The organism is Synechococcus sp. HIMB2401, from assembly GCF_042883245.1.
In the GTDB taxonomy this organism is placed as follows: Bacteria; Cyanobacteriota; Cyanobacteriia; order PCC-6307; family Cyanobiaceae; genus Parasynechococcus.
The window spans coordinates 197569-211493 of the sequence record NZ_JBDJKK010000004.1 but is presented as its reverse complement, the minus strand read 5'-3'; the positions used below and the strand labels follow the sequence as shown (position 1 = coordinate 211493).

Annotated in this window: 15 protein-coding genes; 5 read left to right on the top strand and 10 right to left on the bottom strand. The window is 62.5% G+C overall.

Annotated elements, in window-relative coordinates:
* Window positions 1-23: 23 nt before the first annotated feature.
* The 8 genes from AAXE93_RS10585 to AAXE93_RS10550 form a co-directional block, all read right to left on the bottom strand.
* Window positions 24-1682 carry an alpha-D-glucose phosphate-specific phosphoglucomutase gene (locus tag AAXE93_RS10585; RefSeq protein WP_390130613.1) on the bottom strand — a complete coding sequence of 553 codons (1659 nt, stop codon included), beginning with the start codon at window positions 1680-1682 and terminating at the stop codon, window positions 24-26.
* 202 nt (window positions 1683-1884) lie between these two features.
* Complete coding sequence (locus tag AAXE93_RS10580; protein ID WP_390130611.1) at window positions 1885-2259, bottom strand: hypothetical protein; 375 nt, start codon at window positions 2257-2259, stop codon at window positions 1885-1887.
* Window positions 2260-2438: 179 nt separating this feature from the next.
* Window positions 2439-2645, bottom strand: coding sequence for a hypothetical protein (locus AAXE93_RS10575; protein WP_390130609.1), 207 nt, complete (start codon window positions 2643-2645; stop codon window positions 2439-2441).
* Window positions 2636-3709 (bottom strand): DUF4912 domain-containing protein, encoded by a 1074-nt coding sequence (locus AAXE93_RS10570; RefSeq protein WP_390130607.1) that lies wholly within the window; start codon window positions 3707-3709, stop codon window positions 2636-2638. The genes AAXE93_RS10575 and AAXE93_RS10570 overlap by 10 nt, the downstream gene beginning before the upstream one ends.
* A gap of 184 nt (window positions 3710-3893) precedes the next feature.
* The gene (locus tag AAXE93_RS10565; RefSeq protein ID WP_390130605.1) at window positions 3894-4664 is read right to left on the bottom strand and encodes a phycobilisome rod-core linker polypeptide; all 771 of its coding nucleotides are present in this window, start codon (window positions 4662-4664) and stop codon (window positions 3894-3896) included.
* Window positions 4665-4772: 108 nt separating this feature from the next.
* Complete coding sequence (locus AAXE93_RS10560) at window positions 4773-5366, bottom strand: phycobiliprotein lyase (protein ID WP_115160754.1); 594 nt, start codon at window positions 5364-5366, stop codon at window positions 4773-4775.
* A gap of 80 nt (window positions 5367-5446) precedes the next feature.
* Complete coding sequence (locus tag AAXE93_RS10555) at window positions 5447-5785, bottom strand: hypothetical protein (RefSeq protein ID WP_390130602.1); 339 nt, start codon at window positions 5783-5785, stop codon at window positions 5447-5449.
* Window positions 5785-6429, bottom strand: coding sequence for a helix-turn-helix transcriptional regulator (locus tag AAXE93_RS10550; RefSeq protein WP_390130600.1), 645 nt, complete (start codon window positions 6427-6429; stop codon window positions 5785-5787). The genes AAXE93_RS10555 and AAXE93_RS10550 overlap by 1 nt, the downstream gene beginning before the upstream one ends.
* Window positions 6430-6587: 158 nt before the next feature.
* Between AAXE93_RS10550 and AAXE93_RS10545 the strand changes: the two genes are divergently transcribed.
* The 5 genes from AAXE93_RS10545 to AAXE93_RS10525 are packed head-to-tail and all read left to right on the top strand — an operon-like array spanning window position 6588 to window position 11678.
* Window positions 6588-6944, top strand: coding sequence for a ferredoxin-thioredoxin reductase catalytic domain-containing protein (locus AAXE93_RS10545; protein ID WP_038553034.1), 357 nt, complete (start codon window positions 6588-6590; stop codon window positions 6942-6944).
* Between the two features lie 5 nt (window positions 6945-6949).
* Window positions 6950-8389: a Fe-S cluster assembly protein SufB gene (sufB, locus tag AAXE93_RS10540; RefSeq protein WP_114988686.1), complete on the top strand. Its 1440-nt coding sequence runs from the start codon at window positions 6950-6952 to the stop codon at window positions 8387-8389.
* Between the two features lie 42 nt (window positions 8390-8431).
* Window positions 8432-9220 (top strand): Fe-S cluster assembly ATPase SufC, encoded by a 789-nt coding sequence (sufC, locus tag AAXE93_RS10535; protein ID WP_115080608.1) that lies wholly within the window; start codon window positions 8432-8434, stop codon window positions 9218-9220.
* A gap of 2 nt (window positions 9221-9222) precedes the next feature.
* On the top strand, window positions 9223-10401 hold the full coding sequence (gene sufD / locus AAXE93_RS10530; protein WP_390130597.1) for a Fe-S cluster assembly protein SufD: 1179 nt from the start codon (window positions 9223-9225) through the stop codon (window positions 10399-10401).
* A complete protein-coding gene (locus AAXE93_RS10525) occupies window positions 10398-11678 on the top strand; it encodes a SufS family cysteine desulfurase (RefSeq protein ID WP_390130595.1) in 1281 nt (426 codons plus the stop codon). The genes sufD and AAXE93_RS10525 overlap by 4 nt, the downstream gene beginning before the upstream one ends.
* 6 nt (window positions 11679-11684) lie before the next feature.
* On the opposite strand, the gene AAXE93_RS10520 is transcribed toward AAXE93_RS10525, so the two are convergent.
* Both AAXE93_RS10520 and AAXE93_RS10515 read right to left on the bottom strand, forming a co-directional pair.
* On the bottom strand, window positions 11685-11858 hold the full coding sequence (locus AAXE93_RS10520) for a hypothetical protein (RefSeq protein ID WP_390130593.1): 174 nt from the start codon (window positions 11856-11858) through the stop codon (window positions 11685-11687).
* Window positions 11859-11959: 101 nt separating this feature from the next.
* A complete protein-coding gene (locus AAXE93_RS10515) occupies window positions 11960-13897 on the bottom strand; it encodes a S9 family peptidase (RefSeq protein ID WP_390130591.1) in 1938 nt (645 codons plus the stop codon).
* Window positions 13898-13925 lie beyond the last annotated feature (28 nt).

Genomic DNA, 13925 nt, shown 5'->3' with positions numbered 1-13925 from the left:
ATGTCAGGAGTGACGGACCCGGATCAGGTGATCACGGTGGGTTGATCCATGCCCGTGCGTTGCTTGATCTCCGCCAGGTCATTGATAGCGCTGATCATCTCGGCCAGGGCGACCTGGGGATCCTGGTCGAGGTCGCCGCTGCTGGGCACATAGCTCTCCAGGTAGACGCGAATCGTTGCTCCCTTTGTGCCGGTGCCGGAGAGGCGAATCACAACGCGGCTGCCGTCGTCCAACAGGATCCGCAGACCCTGGCCTGACGTCACGGAACCATCGACGGGGTCGGTGTAGCTGAAGTTGTCTGCGGTGCTGATGGTGCTTCCGGCAAAGGCCTGGCCCACCAGGCTGGGCAGCATGGATTCGAGGCGGTCGTAGAGGCCATGGGCGGCGTCGCTGGCGACGGCCTCATAGTCGTGACGCGAGTAGTAATGGCGTCCAAAGCGCTTCCAGTGTTCGGCCATGATCTCGGCGACGCTGCAGCGGCGCACGGCCAGGATCTGCAGCCAGAACAGCACGGCCCAGAGGCCATCTTTTTCGCGCACGTGGTTGCTACCGGTGCCGAAGCTCTCTTCACCGCAGAGGGTGATCTTGCCTGCGTCCAGCAGGTTGCCGAAGAACTTCCAGCCTGTGGGGGTTTCGAAGCAGTCAATCCCCAGCTCCTTGGCCACCACATCCACTGCAGCGCTGGTGGGCATTGAACGCGCCACCCCGGCCAGGCCTTCGGCGTAGGCCGGAGCCAGCGTGGCGTTAGCAGTGAGCACGGCGAGGCTGTCGCTGGGATTCACAAAGCAGCGCTGGCCCAGGATCATGTTGCGATCGCCATCGCCGTCGCAGGCAGCGCCGAAGCGATACTCATCTCCCTCGAGCAGCAGTTCAGCCAGATCGTGGGCGTAGGTGAGGTTGGGGTCGGGGTGACCATTGCCGAAGTCTTCCAGGGGTGTGCCGTTCCGCACGCTTCCCGCCGGTGCACCCAGCAGCCCCTCGAACAAGCGAGTGGCGTAGGGTCCGGTGACGGCATGCATTGCGTCAAAGGCCAGGGGGAAGTCGCTGCGAATCAGATCGCGGATCTGATCGAAGTTGAACAGCTCCTGCATCAGGGCAACGAAATCATCGACGCCGTCGATAACCTCAACCTGCATCGCGCCGATGCTGTGAAGACCAGTGGCATCTAGTGGGATTTCTGGAGCCTCAACAATCGTGTATTGCTCCAGGGTCTTGGTGCACTCGAATACCGCATCTGTGAAGGAGGCGGGGGTGGGGCCACCGTTGGCACCGTTGACCTTGACACCGAAGTCACCGTTCTCACCACCCGGGTTGTGGCTGGCGGAAAGGATGATGCCCCCAATGGCCTGACGTTGCCGGATCAGATTGGAGGCGGCAGGCGTCGAGAGGATCCCGCCGGTGGGGACAATCACCTTGCTGAGGCCGTGGGCGGTGCCCATCCGCAGGATCACGTCGATGGCACGGCGGTTGCCGTAACGGCCGTCGCCCCCCACCACAAGGGTGCCGCCCTGTACACCTGGCAGCGTGCGAAGCGACGCTTCGATGAAACTTTCGAGGTAGTGGGGCTCCTCAAACTGGCGACTGCTCTTGCGCAGGCCGGAGGTCCCTGGCTTTTGGTCGGTGAAAGGGGTGGCCAGGCGCACCTGGCGTTGGGTCGGTTCCGCAGGGGCCGAGATGGTCATCACAACGGATGTGGGCTATATGCGGAACCTAAACATGGAAATCCATTTGTAATGCGTCGGTCGCGACCAGTTGATGTCGTTTGTCGTTACCCCTGTGGCCCGCACCAAACCTGAGGACTATGCAACGCAGAGCTTGAAGCGAGCCATTCGCTTGGCGGTGCCTTTTTGGGAGGCATTGACTGCCACACGTTTTGGATCACTCTCAAGCCTGACGCGATTTGAGTTTCTCGTTTTTGGTCACCGGCTTTGCGCAGAACCTTGGGATACGACGGGCTGTGTTCGTAATGGTGTCTTTGCGCCTGAAGTCGTTGTTGTTGGCGACCTTGGCTTCGTCCATCAACATCCACAACACGTCTTTGCAGCGCTCGGGCAACCTGGAGTGATCCATCAAAGGATCAGCGAGTTGCCTTACTCGCTTGCAGGCCTCTGTTGAGTTGGCTCGGGAACATGCGTAGGCGGCATGTTCGATGCCTCGCAATTGCTCTTTGCTGGGCCAAGCCAAATAGGGCTCAGCAGCCATAGACGGGGCTGTCATTGATAACACCATGAAGATGCGAATCAGGGCAGGGAAGTTCATGGAGCTCATTATCTTTCATTTGATCTGGTTTTTCAGTTATTAGATACTCCGACTCGTACGGACTTTTTGACGATCGAATTTCATTGGACATTTGCTGGGACCCCCAGCCCAGTGCTGTCCCAGAGCCGCTCCATGTTCAGATGAAGAACTAACTTGGCGTAATCAGAGTTCCCTGATGTTTAGTGGGGCATCTCTGAAGTCTTCAGCATCGCGATAAACCAAAGCCCACTCAAAACGAGGGCGACGCCCACGCCGGCTCCGATGCCCACCCGGGCCATCACCAAAGGCACCACCAATGGAAAGACCATCGCCCCCGCGAGGGGGGTGATGGCCACGAACCAGCGCAGGGATGCTGGTGCTTCGGAATCGGAAGGGTTCAGAACCACTCGGCGCGGGCTTCGCTGGCAGGGTTGCTGTTGTCTTCAGGGGTCTCACGCTTGAAATTGAGCGTGATGTTGCGCTTCTGTTCTCCATCGGAAGCCGTGGCTTCGATCGCGTACATCTGCTCGCCATCGCGGAAGGGCACCTGAATCCGGAAAGTACCGTCGGTGGAGAGAGGCACTTCTTCGCCACCGATAGTGAGGCGAGCGGAAGGATCGGTGGCCCCGTAGACGATCAGTTCGGCGTCAGCCACCAGCCAGAAGGAGCGTTGGCGGGGAGCCACGCCCCCAAGGCCAGACTCGTTACGGCCGCTGGCCCAGAGGCCAGCCCCAGAGTCGTTCAAGCCACTGCTGTCGCCGGAAACGTCAAAGCCCTCCTGGAATTCTTCCGAGCCAACCCGACGGCGGCGGAACTGAACCGTGGCGCTTTGGTAGAGCCGCTCGTGCAGGCCACTGTTGCTTGACTCGATCGGAGTGATGGGAGCTGGAGCGGATTCGGCCGGTGCAGCATCGAGGCTGAAGGGGACGAACTGATCAAGGATCTGCTCGCTTGGGTGAAGAGCAGGCACGCGTGCCACGGAAGAGAAGGCCAGAGACATCCAGCTGGCGCCGATGCGATAGCCCAACTCAACCCGGTAATCCCTGTCACAGAGGGGTACGGGTAGATACCACTCGGTGCTGTGACTGTCGACGGGGACTTCCTGGAGGGTGTGGGGATGGGCATTGCCGTCCTGCATGCCCGTCAAGTCAGCCAGGCGCAGGCAAAGTCGGCTGGCGCCGTCCTTCTGGGCCACCTTGCGATCGGCGTCGGAAATTTCCCAGAACACGTAGGCCCACTGGGGGTCGCGAGGCAGGAACACCACGCGGCTGTCGCTGCTGCCCATGGCCGGCGCGTTGAGTTCCGCCTCGATGGCCTTCAGATCTCCACCACGCTTTTGCTGACGCTGGGCAACCTCGTCGACCAGGGTCTCCTTGCTTTTGCGGCTGTAGAGCGGCACCCCCAGGTCGCTGGCGATCTGACGCAGTTGACGAAGGGTGAGACGTGCCAGGGATGAAAGGGTTTGGGACACGTCCAAAAACTCCAGGTTTCGTTTGGGATCATTGTGATCTGAAAAATTCCTTTTCGAAGCGTGAAGCGGTCAAGGGTCAGTGGATGCTGACCGCTGGGTGAACGTCGATCCCGGGGATCACAGTCAGAGACACAAAAAAAGCGGAGCCGAAGCCCCGCTTTTTTGAACATGGTCGAGGCCGGGATCAGCGGCCGATGCTGCGATAGGGAACCTTCGACATGTAGTCCATGTCGGCGCCACCGCTGGGGGCGACTCCACGGGGGCCGCCCATTTCTGCCACCCAGGCCAAGTAGTCCTGAGGTGAGCCACCCTTGCGGATTTTGGCGCGGGCAGGAACTTTCTTGGCGGGGCCGCCGGTGAAGACGATCTGGGGGAAGCCCAGGATTCCCCGGTAGTACTCGTCGTAGCGGGGGGTTGTGATGTTGAACGGCGTATCGCCCAGCTCCCGGCCGGGAAGCACGCGGTTGCGTTGGTAAGGAACCGTGTCGTAGCCAAAGGCGTCGAGGTACTCGGAGCTGTCGAGCAACACATCGACAAGGCCTTCCAGGCCTTTGGTCGCAATCACGATCGACCAGGAGAGCTCTTCTCCCTTGCCGTTCACCTTGCGGCCAAGGATCCGTTCGCAGAGGTGGCGAACAACCTTGTAGTTGCTGTTGAAGCCGTAGAAGGTGCGCTTGAAGGTGTCAGAGAGCACCAGGCCACGAATGAAGTCGCGAACCGTGATCTGGCCATCCTTCAGCTGGGACTCAAGGTTGACGTCCCGGTCTGTTTTGAAGGCGTGGAAGAAGATCTGCCGGTAGGCGGCTTCCACAACGGTGTCGAGGTTGTCCCGGTCGTCTGCAATTTCCAGGGAGTAAGCCCGTGATCCCTCGTCGGAGCCGACACGGAGGTTCGGAACACCCGCTCTCAAGGAGTTCTGGGTGATCGGTGCGTACTCCAGAAGAGGAATGGCCACGCGAGCTACAGCATCCACTGCTGGCGATCGTAGAAGTGCTGGGTCTTGCCCCCTTCAGCTGCTGTTGCAGCGATTACATGCCGTAATACTTTCTCTAAGTACTTCTGCTTACCAGCCGAAGGGGGCGAGAGCGGCCCCACTCGTAGCTATGGCTGGGCTGGGCTGATCAACATCGTCAAGCTGCCGGGTCTCGATGCAGAAGGAGGCGTTGTTGGAGAGCCCCTGAACTGTGCTGGTGCGCAGGCGCACGTTCTCGCTGGCGAACCAGAAGCGCTCCAGTGAACTCATCATTTCGTAGTCGGTCGTGAGGATCAGGCCGTTTTCGTCATCCATGCGGAACTGACCCGCCACCGGCGCTTTCTCGGCGTAACCGCGATCCCGCAGCAGCAGTCCCCGTCGCCCCGTTTCGTCTTCGGGGATCAGTCCGAACATGGTCTGGTCTTCATGGGATTCACCGGCCCGATCCCAGGCCATCGATCCGCTCCAGCGCACCCAGCAGCCCCCCACGATCTGCTCAATGCTGGCGTTGTTGCGTTCGGCGATCTCCGCAAGGCGTTCGTCGCCCTTGAAAAGTTCCTCCACAACGATGAAGGAGGCGCCGGCTTCGGCGCGGCGATGCAGAAGGTGGTGCTGGCTGCGCTGTGAGGTCCAGCGGCCACAGCTCAGACGAAAGAAGCTGAGGGCGTCCGAGATCTCAAGCATCGCCGGCGTTGAGGAAGTGAGTCGATGATGGCAGCCCGACCAGGTCAGTCACGGCAGCCAGGTCACCCCCGACGGCCATGTCAGCCACGGCAGCGGGCTTCGGCGGCGCTGATGAGATCGTCGAGGGTCAGCGCCAATGGAGGCTTGCCCAGTTCAAGCGCCAGTTGATCCAGTTGATCGGCGGCAGCATTGAGCTGTAGCAGCAAGGTGTCTAGGAATGCTGGATCGTCAGCGACCACGGGTTGCTGCTGGCACCAGCGGCGCCGTTGGTTTTCGTCGGGGATTGCACCAGTGCTTCCTGGAGCGGCCATGGATTGAAAACTGTCCAGGCAGTGGCTCAGCACCCGCAGGTGATGGCGATCGAGCTGGGGCAGCAGGGTGGAGTCGATGCGTTCAATCGCGGCTCGGTCGATGGCCATCAGCCCTGCGCCAACGGCGTGATGCGAAAGCCGCAAGCGTGGCCGCCCTCGAGCCGCCAATGCACCCGTTCCACCCGGCAGTCCGGCACGGTGCGGCGAATCAGCAGCAATTCCTGGTCGCAGACCGCTGGAAATTCTTCAGCAATGCGCTGCACGGAGCAGTGGGCCTCCTCGAGCCGCCAGCTCACGCCGTCGTCGTCCCGGCTGCAGACGGTCACATAGCCCTCGTCGCGCCGCAGCCGTGCCAGGTGTTCGAGGCGAGCTTCCAAAGAGGCTTCGCCAAGGCTTTGCCGGTACTGACTGGCCTTCGACTCCGCCTGCTGATTGAGCAGCTGGCGCACGGTCGCTTCGGGGAGATGGCTGCGCATCGAATCCAGCAGGCCAAGGGCGAAGCGGCCGCTGCCATCAGGGAACTGGGCCCGTCCTTCGTCGGTGAGGCACCAGCGGTTGGTGGGACGCCCCGGGCCGCTGGCATTGCTACTGGCGCAGACCAGGCCGCTGTCGGCAAGGGAGCGCAGGTGCCGCCGCATGGCCTGAACGGAAATGCCCACGGCTTCGGCAAGGGTGCCAGCATCCTCCTCCCCGCGCTCCAGCAGCAGGGAGAGCACGGCGTCGCGGGTGCTGGCGGGGGCCGAGGCGCTCATGAGGAGGCGAAACCTCCCCACACGATGCCATCGAATTGCCGCGTCATGTTGGCCGTGTTGAGGGTCACAATGGGGAGCCCGCTGACCGGAGGCCTGTTGGCCTAGGCTTCCAGTAAGGAAACCGCGGGGTTTCGTAATTCGCCGCTCCCTCCACTTCCATGTCCGACGCCCCTCAAGAGCCGACAGCAGAAAGCCTGGAGGTCATCCGCAAGTTCGCTGAAACCTACGCCCAGCGCACCGGCACGTATTTTTGTGCCGACCCCAGCGTCACCGCTGTTGTCTTGAAGGGTCTAGCGCGTCACAAGGACGATCTAGGGGGAGCGCTGTGTCCTTGCCGCCACTACGAGGACAAAGAGGCCGAGGTCTCGCAGGCCTTCTGGAACTGCCCCTGCGTACCGATGCGCGAGCGCAAGGAATGCCACTGCATGCTCTTCCTCACCGAGGACAACCCCTTCGCTTGCCCTGAGAAGACGCAGACCATCACCACCGAAACGATTAACGCCACCGCCGGCTGAGCTGAATGACCAGTACCTCCACACGGGATCTCGTCAGCCAGCCGTACAAGTACGGCTTCGTCACCGAGATCGAGACCGACAAGATCGCCAAGGGTCTCAGTGAAGAGGTCGTTCGCCTGATCTCGGCCAAGAAGGAAGAGCCGGATTTCCTGCTGCAGTTCCGGCTCAAGGCGTTTCGCCACTGGCTCACCCTCGAAGAGCCCGACTGGGCAGCTCTGGGTTATCCCGAGATCGATTACCAAGACATCGTTTATTACGCGGCTCCCAAGCAGCAGGAGAAGAAGGCCAGCCTCGATGAGGTGGATCCGAAGCTGCTGGAAACCTTCGACAAGCTCGGCATCCCGCTGAGCGAGCAGAAGCGCCTCAGCAACGTGGCGGTGGACGCTGTTTTCGACAGCGTTTCGATTGCCACCACCTACAAGGAGAAGCTGGCCGAACACGGGGTGGTGTTCTGCTCCTTCAGTGAGGCGGTCAAGGAGCATCCAGAGCTGATCGAGCGCTACCTCGGCACGGTTGTCTCCAGCAACGACAACTATTTCGCTGCCCTGAACTCAGCTGTGTTCAGCGACGGATCCTTCGTCTTCATTCCGAAGGGCGTTGAGTGCCCGATGGAGCTCTCCACCTACTTCCGGATCAATTCCGGCGACACCGGACAGTTCGAGCGCACCTTGATCGTGGCTGAAGAGGGTGCCTCGGTGAGTTATCTCGAAGGCTGCACGGCACCGATGTTCGACACCAACCAGCTGCATGCGGCGGTGGTGGAGCTGGTGGCCCTCGACGACGCTTCAATCAAATATTCCACGGTTCAGAACTGGTACGCCGGTGATGAAAACGGCGTCGGCGGGATCTACAACTTTGTGACCAAGCGGGGTCAGTGCCGCGGTGATCGCAGCCGCATCAGCTGGACCCAGGTGGAGACCGGTTCAGCCATCACCTGGAAGTACCCCAGTTGTGTGCTGCAGGGTGCTGATTCGGTGGGTGAGTTCTATTCCGTGGCTCTCACCAACAACTGCCAGCAGGCCGACACTGGCACGAAGATGGTCCATGTCGGACCGCGCACCCGCTCCACGATTGTGAGCAAGGGCATCAGTGCAGGCCGCTCCAGCAACAGCTATCGCGGTCTCGTGCAGATGGGGCCCAATGCCAAGGGCGCCCGCAACTACAGCCAGTGCGATTCGATGCTGATCGGCGATCAAGCCGCTGCGAACACCTATCCCTACATCCGTTCGCAGCAGCCGCAGGCGGCCATCGAGCACGAGGCCAGCACCTGTCGCATCTCCGAAGACCAGCTCTTCTACCTGCAGAGCCGTGGCATCGGGTTTGAAGAGGCCGTCTCGATGATGGTCAGCGGCTTCTGCCGCGACGTCTTCAATCAGCTGCCGATGGAGTTTGCCGCTGAGGCCGACAAATTGCTGGCCCTCAAGCTTGAGGGGTCCGTGGGCTGATCCCCTCCCCCACCTTGTCTCTGTTTTTTAACGACGCTTTCCGTGATTCGCCCTGACGCTGAGCTGCTGCTCGACATCCAAGACCTGCATGCCTCCGTCGAGGACAAGCCCATCCTCAAGGGGGTGAATCTGCAGGTGCGGGCTGGTGAAGTCCATGCCGTGATGGGTCGCAACGGCAGTGGCAAGAGCACGCTCTCCAAGGTGTTGGCCGGGCATCCGGCCTACCGGGTCACGGGCGGCAGCGTTCGTTATCGCGGCCAGGATCTCTTTGAGCTGGAGCCTGAAGAGCGGGCCCGTCTGGGGGTGTTTCTCGGATTTCAGTACCCCGTTGAAATCCCTGGTGTCAGCAACCTGGAATTCCTGCGGGTGTCCACCAATGCCCGGCGGGAAAAACAGGGGGAAGAGGAGCTCGACACCTTTGCCTTCGAGGATCACGTGCACGACAAGCTGAAGGTGGTGCAGATGGACCCTGCCTTCCTTGAGCGCAGCGTGAATGAAGGCTTCTCCGGGGGCGAGAAAAAGCGCAACGAGATTCTCCAGATGGCGCTGCTGGAGCCCGTGGTGGCGATCCTGGATGAAACCGATTCCGGCCTGGATATCGATGCCCTGCGCATCGTGGCCGGTGGTGTAAACCAGCTGGCGACGGAAGACAACGCCACTCTTCTGATCACCCACTACCAACGTCTTCTCGACGAGATCACCCCGGACTATGTGCATGTGATGGCGGCAGGCCGGATCCTGCGCACCGGTGGACGGGAGCTGGCCCTTGAGCTGGAGCAGACCGGATACGACTGGGTGGATCAGGAGCTGGCCGCTCAAGGAGCCGCTTGACCATGGCGAGCAGTGTGCTGGCGCCAGTGCAGGAGCGCGGTCGAGCCGCGCTTGAACAGCTTGGTCTGCCCAACCGTCGCCAGGAGCCCTGGCGCCTCACCGACCTCAAACGGCTTGCGGCGATCTCGGAATTGCCGGCCAGTGCTACGCCACTGTCCACGTCTCTGCCGACCAGTCTGGATGGGGTGACCCGTCTGGTGCTCAATGGTTTTGATGATCCCTTGGCCGGCCAGGTGCTTCCGGAAGGAATCACGGCGCTGAATGCTGAAGAGCTGCAGCAGGCCCTCGGCCACACCCTCGATCGCTGCGGTTGTGCCCAGGTCTGGCCCGTGGAGTTCAACCACGCCAAAGCCCAGCAGATCCTTGCCCTCAGGGTGCGGGGACGGGTTGGTCCGTTGGAGCTGGTGCTGGCGGCCGGTGTCGGGTTGAACGCCACGCGGGTGTTGCTACTGCTGGAGGAAAAGGCTGAGCTGGAGCTGATGCAGGTGCTGCTGGCTGAGGGGGCGTCGGCCCATAGCCATGTGCTGGAAGTGCACCTGGGACAGGAGGCCCAGCTGCGCCATGGCGTGCTGGCGACGGCGGATGGCGCGTCATCGCTGATGGCCCATTTGGCTGTGGAGCAGGAGCCGCGCAGCTCCTATGCCCTCACTTCGGTGGTTCAGGGCTGGAATTTGGGACGGGTGGAGCCCCGGGTGGTGCAGGTGGATGGCCAGGCAGAGACCGTGCTTAAAGGTCTGGCCGTCACCGGCGCCGAGCAGCAGCTGGCCACCCACACCGCGGTGCGCTTCGACGGGCCGGAGGGGGAGCTGGATCAGTTGCAGAAATGCCTGGCCGGCGGCCAGTCCCACGCGATTTTTAACGGCGCCATCAGTGTTCCCCGCGATGCTCAGCGCACCAACGCCGCCCAATTGAGCCGCAACCTGCTGCTGTCTGATCGGGCCCGGGTGGACACCAAGCCCGAGCTGGAGATCGTGGCGGACGATGTGCGTTGCGCCCATGGCGCCACCGTGTCGCAGCTTCAGGACGATGAGCTGTTCTATCTCCAGAGCCGGGGCATCGCTGCGGCGGATGCAACGGCGCTGCTGCTGCGCGGGGCCTGCCAGGAGGTGATCGCCCAGCTTCCTGCTGCCGCGCAGGCGTGGCGCCCCCTAGAGCGCGTGATGGAGAGCCTCGCCCGATGACGATCGCCGCCGAAGCACGATCCAGTGCTGATTTCGTGAATTTATCGTCTCGACATCGTGCCGATTTCCCGATTCTCGAGCAGCTGGCTCCGGATGGCCGCCCGCTGATCTACCTCGATCACGCTGCCACCAGCCAGAAGCCCCGTCAGGTGCTCGAAGCGCTGCAGCAGTACTACAGCTGCGACAACGCCAACGTGCATCGCGGTGCGCACCAGCTCAGTGCCCGTGCCACCGATGCCTTTGAGGCGGCCCGCAGCACGACGGCGGCCTTCGTGGGTGCGGCCAGTTCCCGCGAGATTGTCTTCACCCGTAATGCCAGCGAAGCCATCAATCTGGTGGCGCGCACCTGGGGTGACGCCAACCTCAAGCAGGGGGACGAAATCCTCCTCACGGTGATGGAGCACCACAGCAACCTGGTGCCCTGGCAGATGTTGGCTCAGCGCACCGGCTGCGTGCTGCGCCATGTGGGCATCACCGAATCCGGTGAGCTGGATCTGGAGGATCTCCGGGCCCAGCTCAATGAGCGCACCCGGTTGGTGAGTCTGGTGCATATCAGCAATTCCCTCGGTTGCTGCAATCCCCTGGATCAGGTCATCCCCGCAGCCCATGCCGTTGGCGCCTGCGTGCTCGTGGATGCCTGCCAGAGCCTCGCCCACAAGCCGATTGACGTGGCGGCCCTGGATGCCGACTTCCTGGTCGGCTCCTCCCACAAGCTCTGTGGCCCCACCGGCATGGGTTTCCTCTGGGCGCGGGAGTCGCTGCTGGAGGCGATGCCTCCCTTTCTTGGCGGCGGCGAGATGATTCAGGACGTTTATCTGGACCACAGCACCTGGGCGGTGTTGCCCCACAAGTTCGAAGCGGGCACCCCTGCCATTGGCGAGGCGGTGGGCATGGGTGCCGCGATTCGCTACCTGCAGGCGGTGGGTCTGGAGGCGATTCAGGCCTGGGAGGCTCAGCTCACCCGGCATCTGTTCACCCGGTTGCAGGTCATTGATGGTGTGAGGGTCCTGGGGCCGACGCCGGATCAGCAGCCCGAGCGTGGTGCCCTCGCCACATTCCTTGTGGATGGCGTGCATGCCAACGACATTGCCGCTCTGATCGATGCGTCCGGGATCTGCATTCGCAGTGGTCACCACTGCTGTCAGCCCCTGCACCGTATTTATGACGTGACGGCTTCAGCGCGGGCCAGCCTGAGCTTCACCAGCACCTTTGAAGAGATCGACCGCTTCAGCGAAGAGCTCGCTTCCACGGTCGCTTTCCTGCGCGAGCACAGCTGAGCTGGCTCATGCCGCCAGTTGATCGTTGCTTGATGCGGCCTCGCGTTGACGCAGGGGAACAACCTTGTTGGTGTCGATGGCGTACTTCACCCAGCGGTAGGAGCGTGCGCCGGGACGGGGAGCCGCGTTGATCGGTTCAGGGCTGGCATAGCTGTTGCCGCGATAACGCAGGATCCGCATCGGTGCTGTCGAAACAGCCGTCAGCTTTTCAGGCTTACCGCTTCTTGATGGGTTCCGTAGAGCACAGGTTGATGGTTCCTGCTGGTTGCTGGCTCTACCCATCACATCTGCTGAACGGGGTTGTCTGCTTTGTAACCGTCTGTTAGTCCCAATTCCCTCCTGAAAAAGGCCTCGGTTTGCTCGAGCACCTCGATCTGGGTGGCTTGGCTGCGGAAGCCGTGGCCTTCCTCCTCGAACAGCCGCACCTCCACCGGGATGCCGTTGCTGCGCAGCGCCTCGGCCATGCGTTCGGTCTGCTCTGGAGGCACCACCTTGTCTTGCAAACCCTGGAAGAACAGCACCGGACAGCGGATTTGATCGGCATGCAGCAGTGGCGACCGTTGCTCATACAAAGCCCGCGCTGCGGGCCATTCCCCCACCAGACCATCCACGTAGCGCGCCTCAAACCGGTGCGTGTCTTCGGCCATGGCTGTGAGATCACAGACCGCATAGCGGCAGGCGCCGGCCCTGAACACCTCGGTGAAGCACAGCGCCGCCAGGGTGGTGAAGCCGCCGGCACTGCCGCCTTCGATGGCGATCTGGCCGGGATCGGCGCGACCGGCCTCGATCAGGGCCTGCGCTGCGGCGGCGCAGTCGGCCACATCCACCAGGCCCCAGCCCCCGTTGAGGCGCTCCCGGTAGTCCCGGCCAAACCCCGTTGAGCCGCCGTAATTCACATCCACCACGCCCCAGCCCCGGGAGGTCCAGTACTGAATCGCCAGGCTGAGGCCGCGGCGAGCCATGGCCGTTGGTCCGCTGTGGCTTTTCACCAGCAGTGGCGCAGGCCCTGGTGGTTTGCCGCTGGGGGGGTAGTACCAGGCATGGGTGCGTTCACCTTGGTGACCGTTGAACCACAGCGGTTCGGCCACGCTGATCGCCTCAACCGACAACGGTGACGTGATGGCGGGGCTGTGGCTCCAGATCGGGGTGGCCGGTCGCAAATCGATTTCAAGCAGCCCGGCCACGCTGGTGCTGTTGCTGGCTACGGCCACGGCGCGGCCATTGCAGGCGCTTAATCCCGCAAGGTCGTCAAACGGTTGCGGCAATGGCTGCACCGCTCCATCCAGGCTGAGCCGTTGCAACGACCACGCCCCGCGGCTGCAGACGGCGGCGATCAGCTGCTCGCCATCCCAGGCCGTGGTGCTCATCCCATAGATCCACTGGGGCATGGCCGTTTCGGCAGCCATCGGCCAGGGCCTCTCCCAGGCGGCGTCGGCACTGGGCTGGAGCATCAGGTTCCACCAACCGGAGCTGTCTTCCGCCACAAGCAACTGCCCGTCGGGCAGCCATTGGGGTTGAAACACTGAGATGCCATCGCCTCCGGCCAGCTGACGGGGCTCGACCAGCCCGCCCGTGTCGCTGAACTCCGCGCACCAGAGACGGCTGCTGTCCCAGGGCATGGCGGGTTGCTGCCACTCCACCCAGGCGAAGCGCTGGCCATCGGGGCTCAAGCAGCCATAGCCGGCAAAGTCCGTCGGCTGTTGCAGCAGCAGCGGCGTCTGATCCGTTGCGTTCAGCGCCAGGCTCACCAGCTCGTCACGGCCTTCGATTTCACGGATGCCGATCCAGCGCTGCCGGGGCAGATCGAGAACGCCATCCGCCAGCTCCCAGTCCCCTTCCCTGCTGAGCCGTTGGGGTGCAGCGAGGGGGGTGGGTTGCTGGGGGCTGGTCTGCGGCAGGCGCCAGTCCTGACGCCAGAGGCAGCCGCGCTCGATCCAGGCCAGGATCAGCCTGTCCTGCTCCACCGCGGTGGCGAGCACCCCGCCGCCGTAGTCATGCACGCGGCTGCGCAGATTGCTGGGGGCCGGCGTCAGCTCCTGTGGTTCTGCCTCGGAATCACCGAAACGCCGGATCAAGGCAGTGGTGCGGCCGCGCTCCTGGGGGCGCTGTTCCAGCCAGATCAGCCACAGCGTTGCATCGGGGCCACTGACCAGGGCCGGTTCCTTGAGACCAGGCAAACGGCCGACGGCATGTTGCGCGGATAACGGAGCGGCTCCCATAGCGGCTGATTCAGGCCGCTTACCATGC

Bases quoted from the DNA above. Each gene is read 5' to 3' on its own strand.
- AAXE93_RS10560 (WP_115160754.1), bottom strand. From the start codon at position 5,366: ATGCTTGAGATCTCGGACGCCCTCAGCTTCTTTCGTCTGAGCTGTGGC.
- AAXE93_RS10545 (WP_038553034.1), top strand. From the start codon at position 6,588: ATGTCCGACGCCCCTCAAGAGCCGACAGCAGAAAGCCTGGAGGTCATC.
- AAXE93_RS10520 (WP_390130593.1), bottom strand. From the start codon at position 11,858: ATGCGGATCCTGCGTTATCGCGGCAACAGCTATGCCAGCCCTGAACCG.
- sufD (WP_390130597.1), top strand. From the start codon at position 9,223: ATGGCGAGCAGTGTGCTGGCGCCAGTGCAGGAGCGCGGTCGAGCCGCG.
- AAXE93_RS10555 (WP_390130602.1), bottom strand. From the start codon at position 5,785: ATGGCCATCGACCGAGCCGCGATTGAACGCATCGACTCCACCCTGCTG.
- AAXE93_RS10525 (WP_390130595.1), top strand. From the start codon at position 10,398: ATGACGATCGCCGCCGAAGCACGATCCAGTGCTGATTTCGTGAATTTA.
- AAXE93_RS10585 (WP_390130613.1), bottom strand. From the start codon at position 1,682: ATGACCATCTCGGCCCCTGCGGAACCGACCCAACGCCAGGTGCGCCTG.
- AAXE93_RS10515 (WP_390130591.1), bottom strand. From the start codon at position 13,897: ATGGGAGCCGCTCCGTTATCCGCGCAACATGCCGTCGGCCGTTTGCCT.
- sufB (WP_114988686.1), top strand. From the start codon at position 6,950: ATGACCAGTACCTCCACACGGGATCTCGTCAGCCAGCCGTACAAGTAC.
- AAXE93_RS10550 (WP_390130600.1), bottom strand. From the start codon at position 6,429: ATGAGCGCCTCGGCCCCCGCCAGCACCCGCGACGCCGTGCTCTCCCTG.
- AAXE93_RS10580 (WP_390130611.1), bottom strand. From the start codon at position 2,259: ATGAACTTCCCTGCCCTGATTCGCATCTTCATGGTGTTATCAATGACA.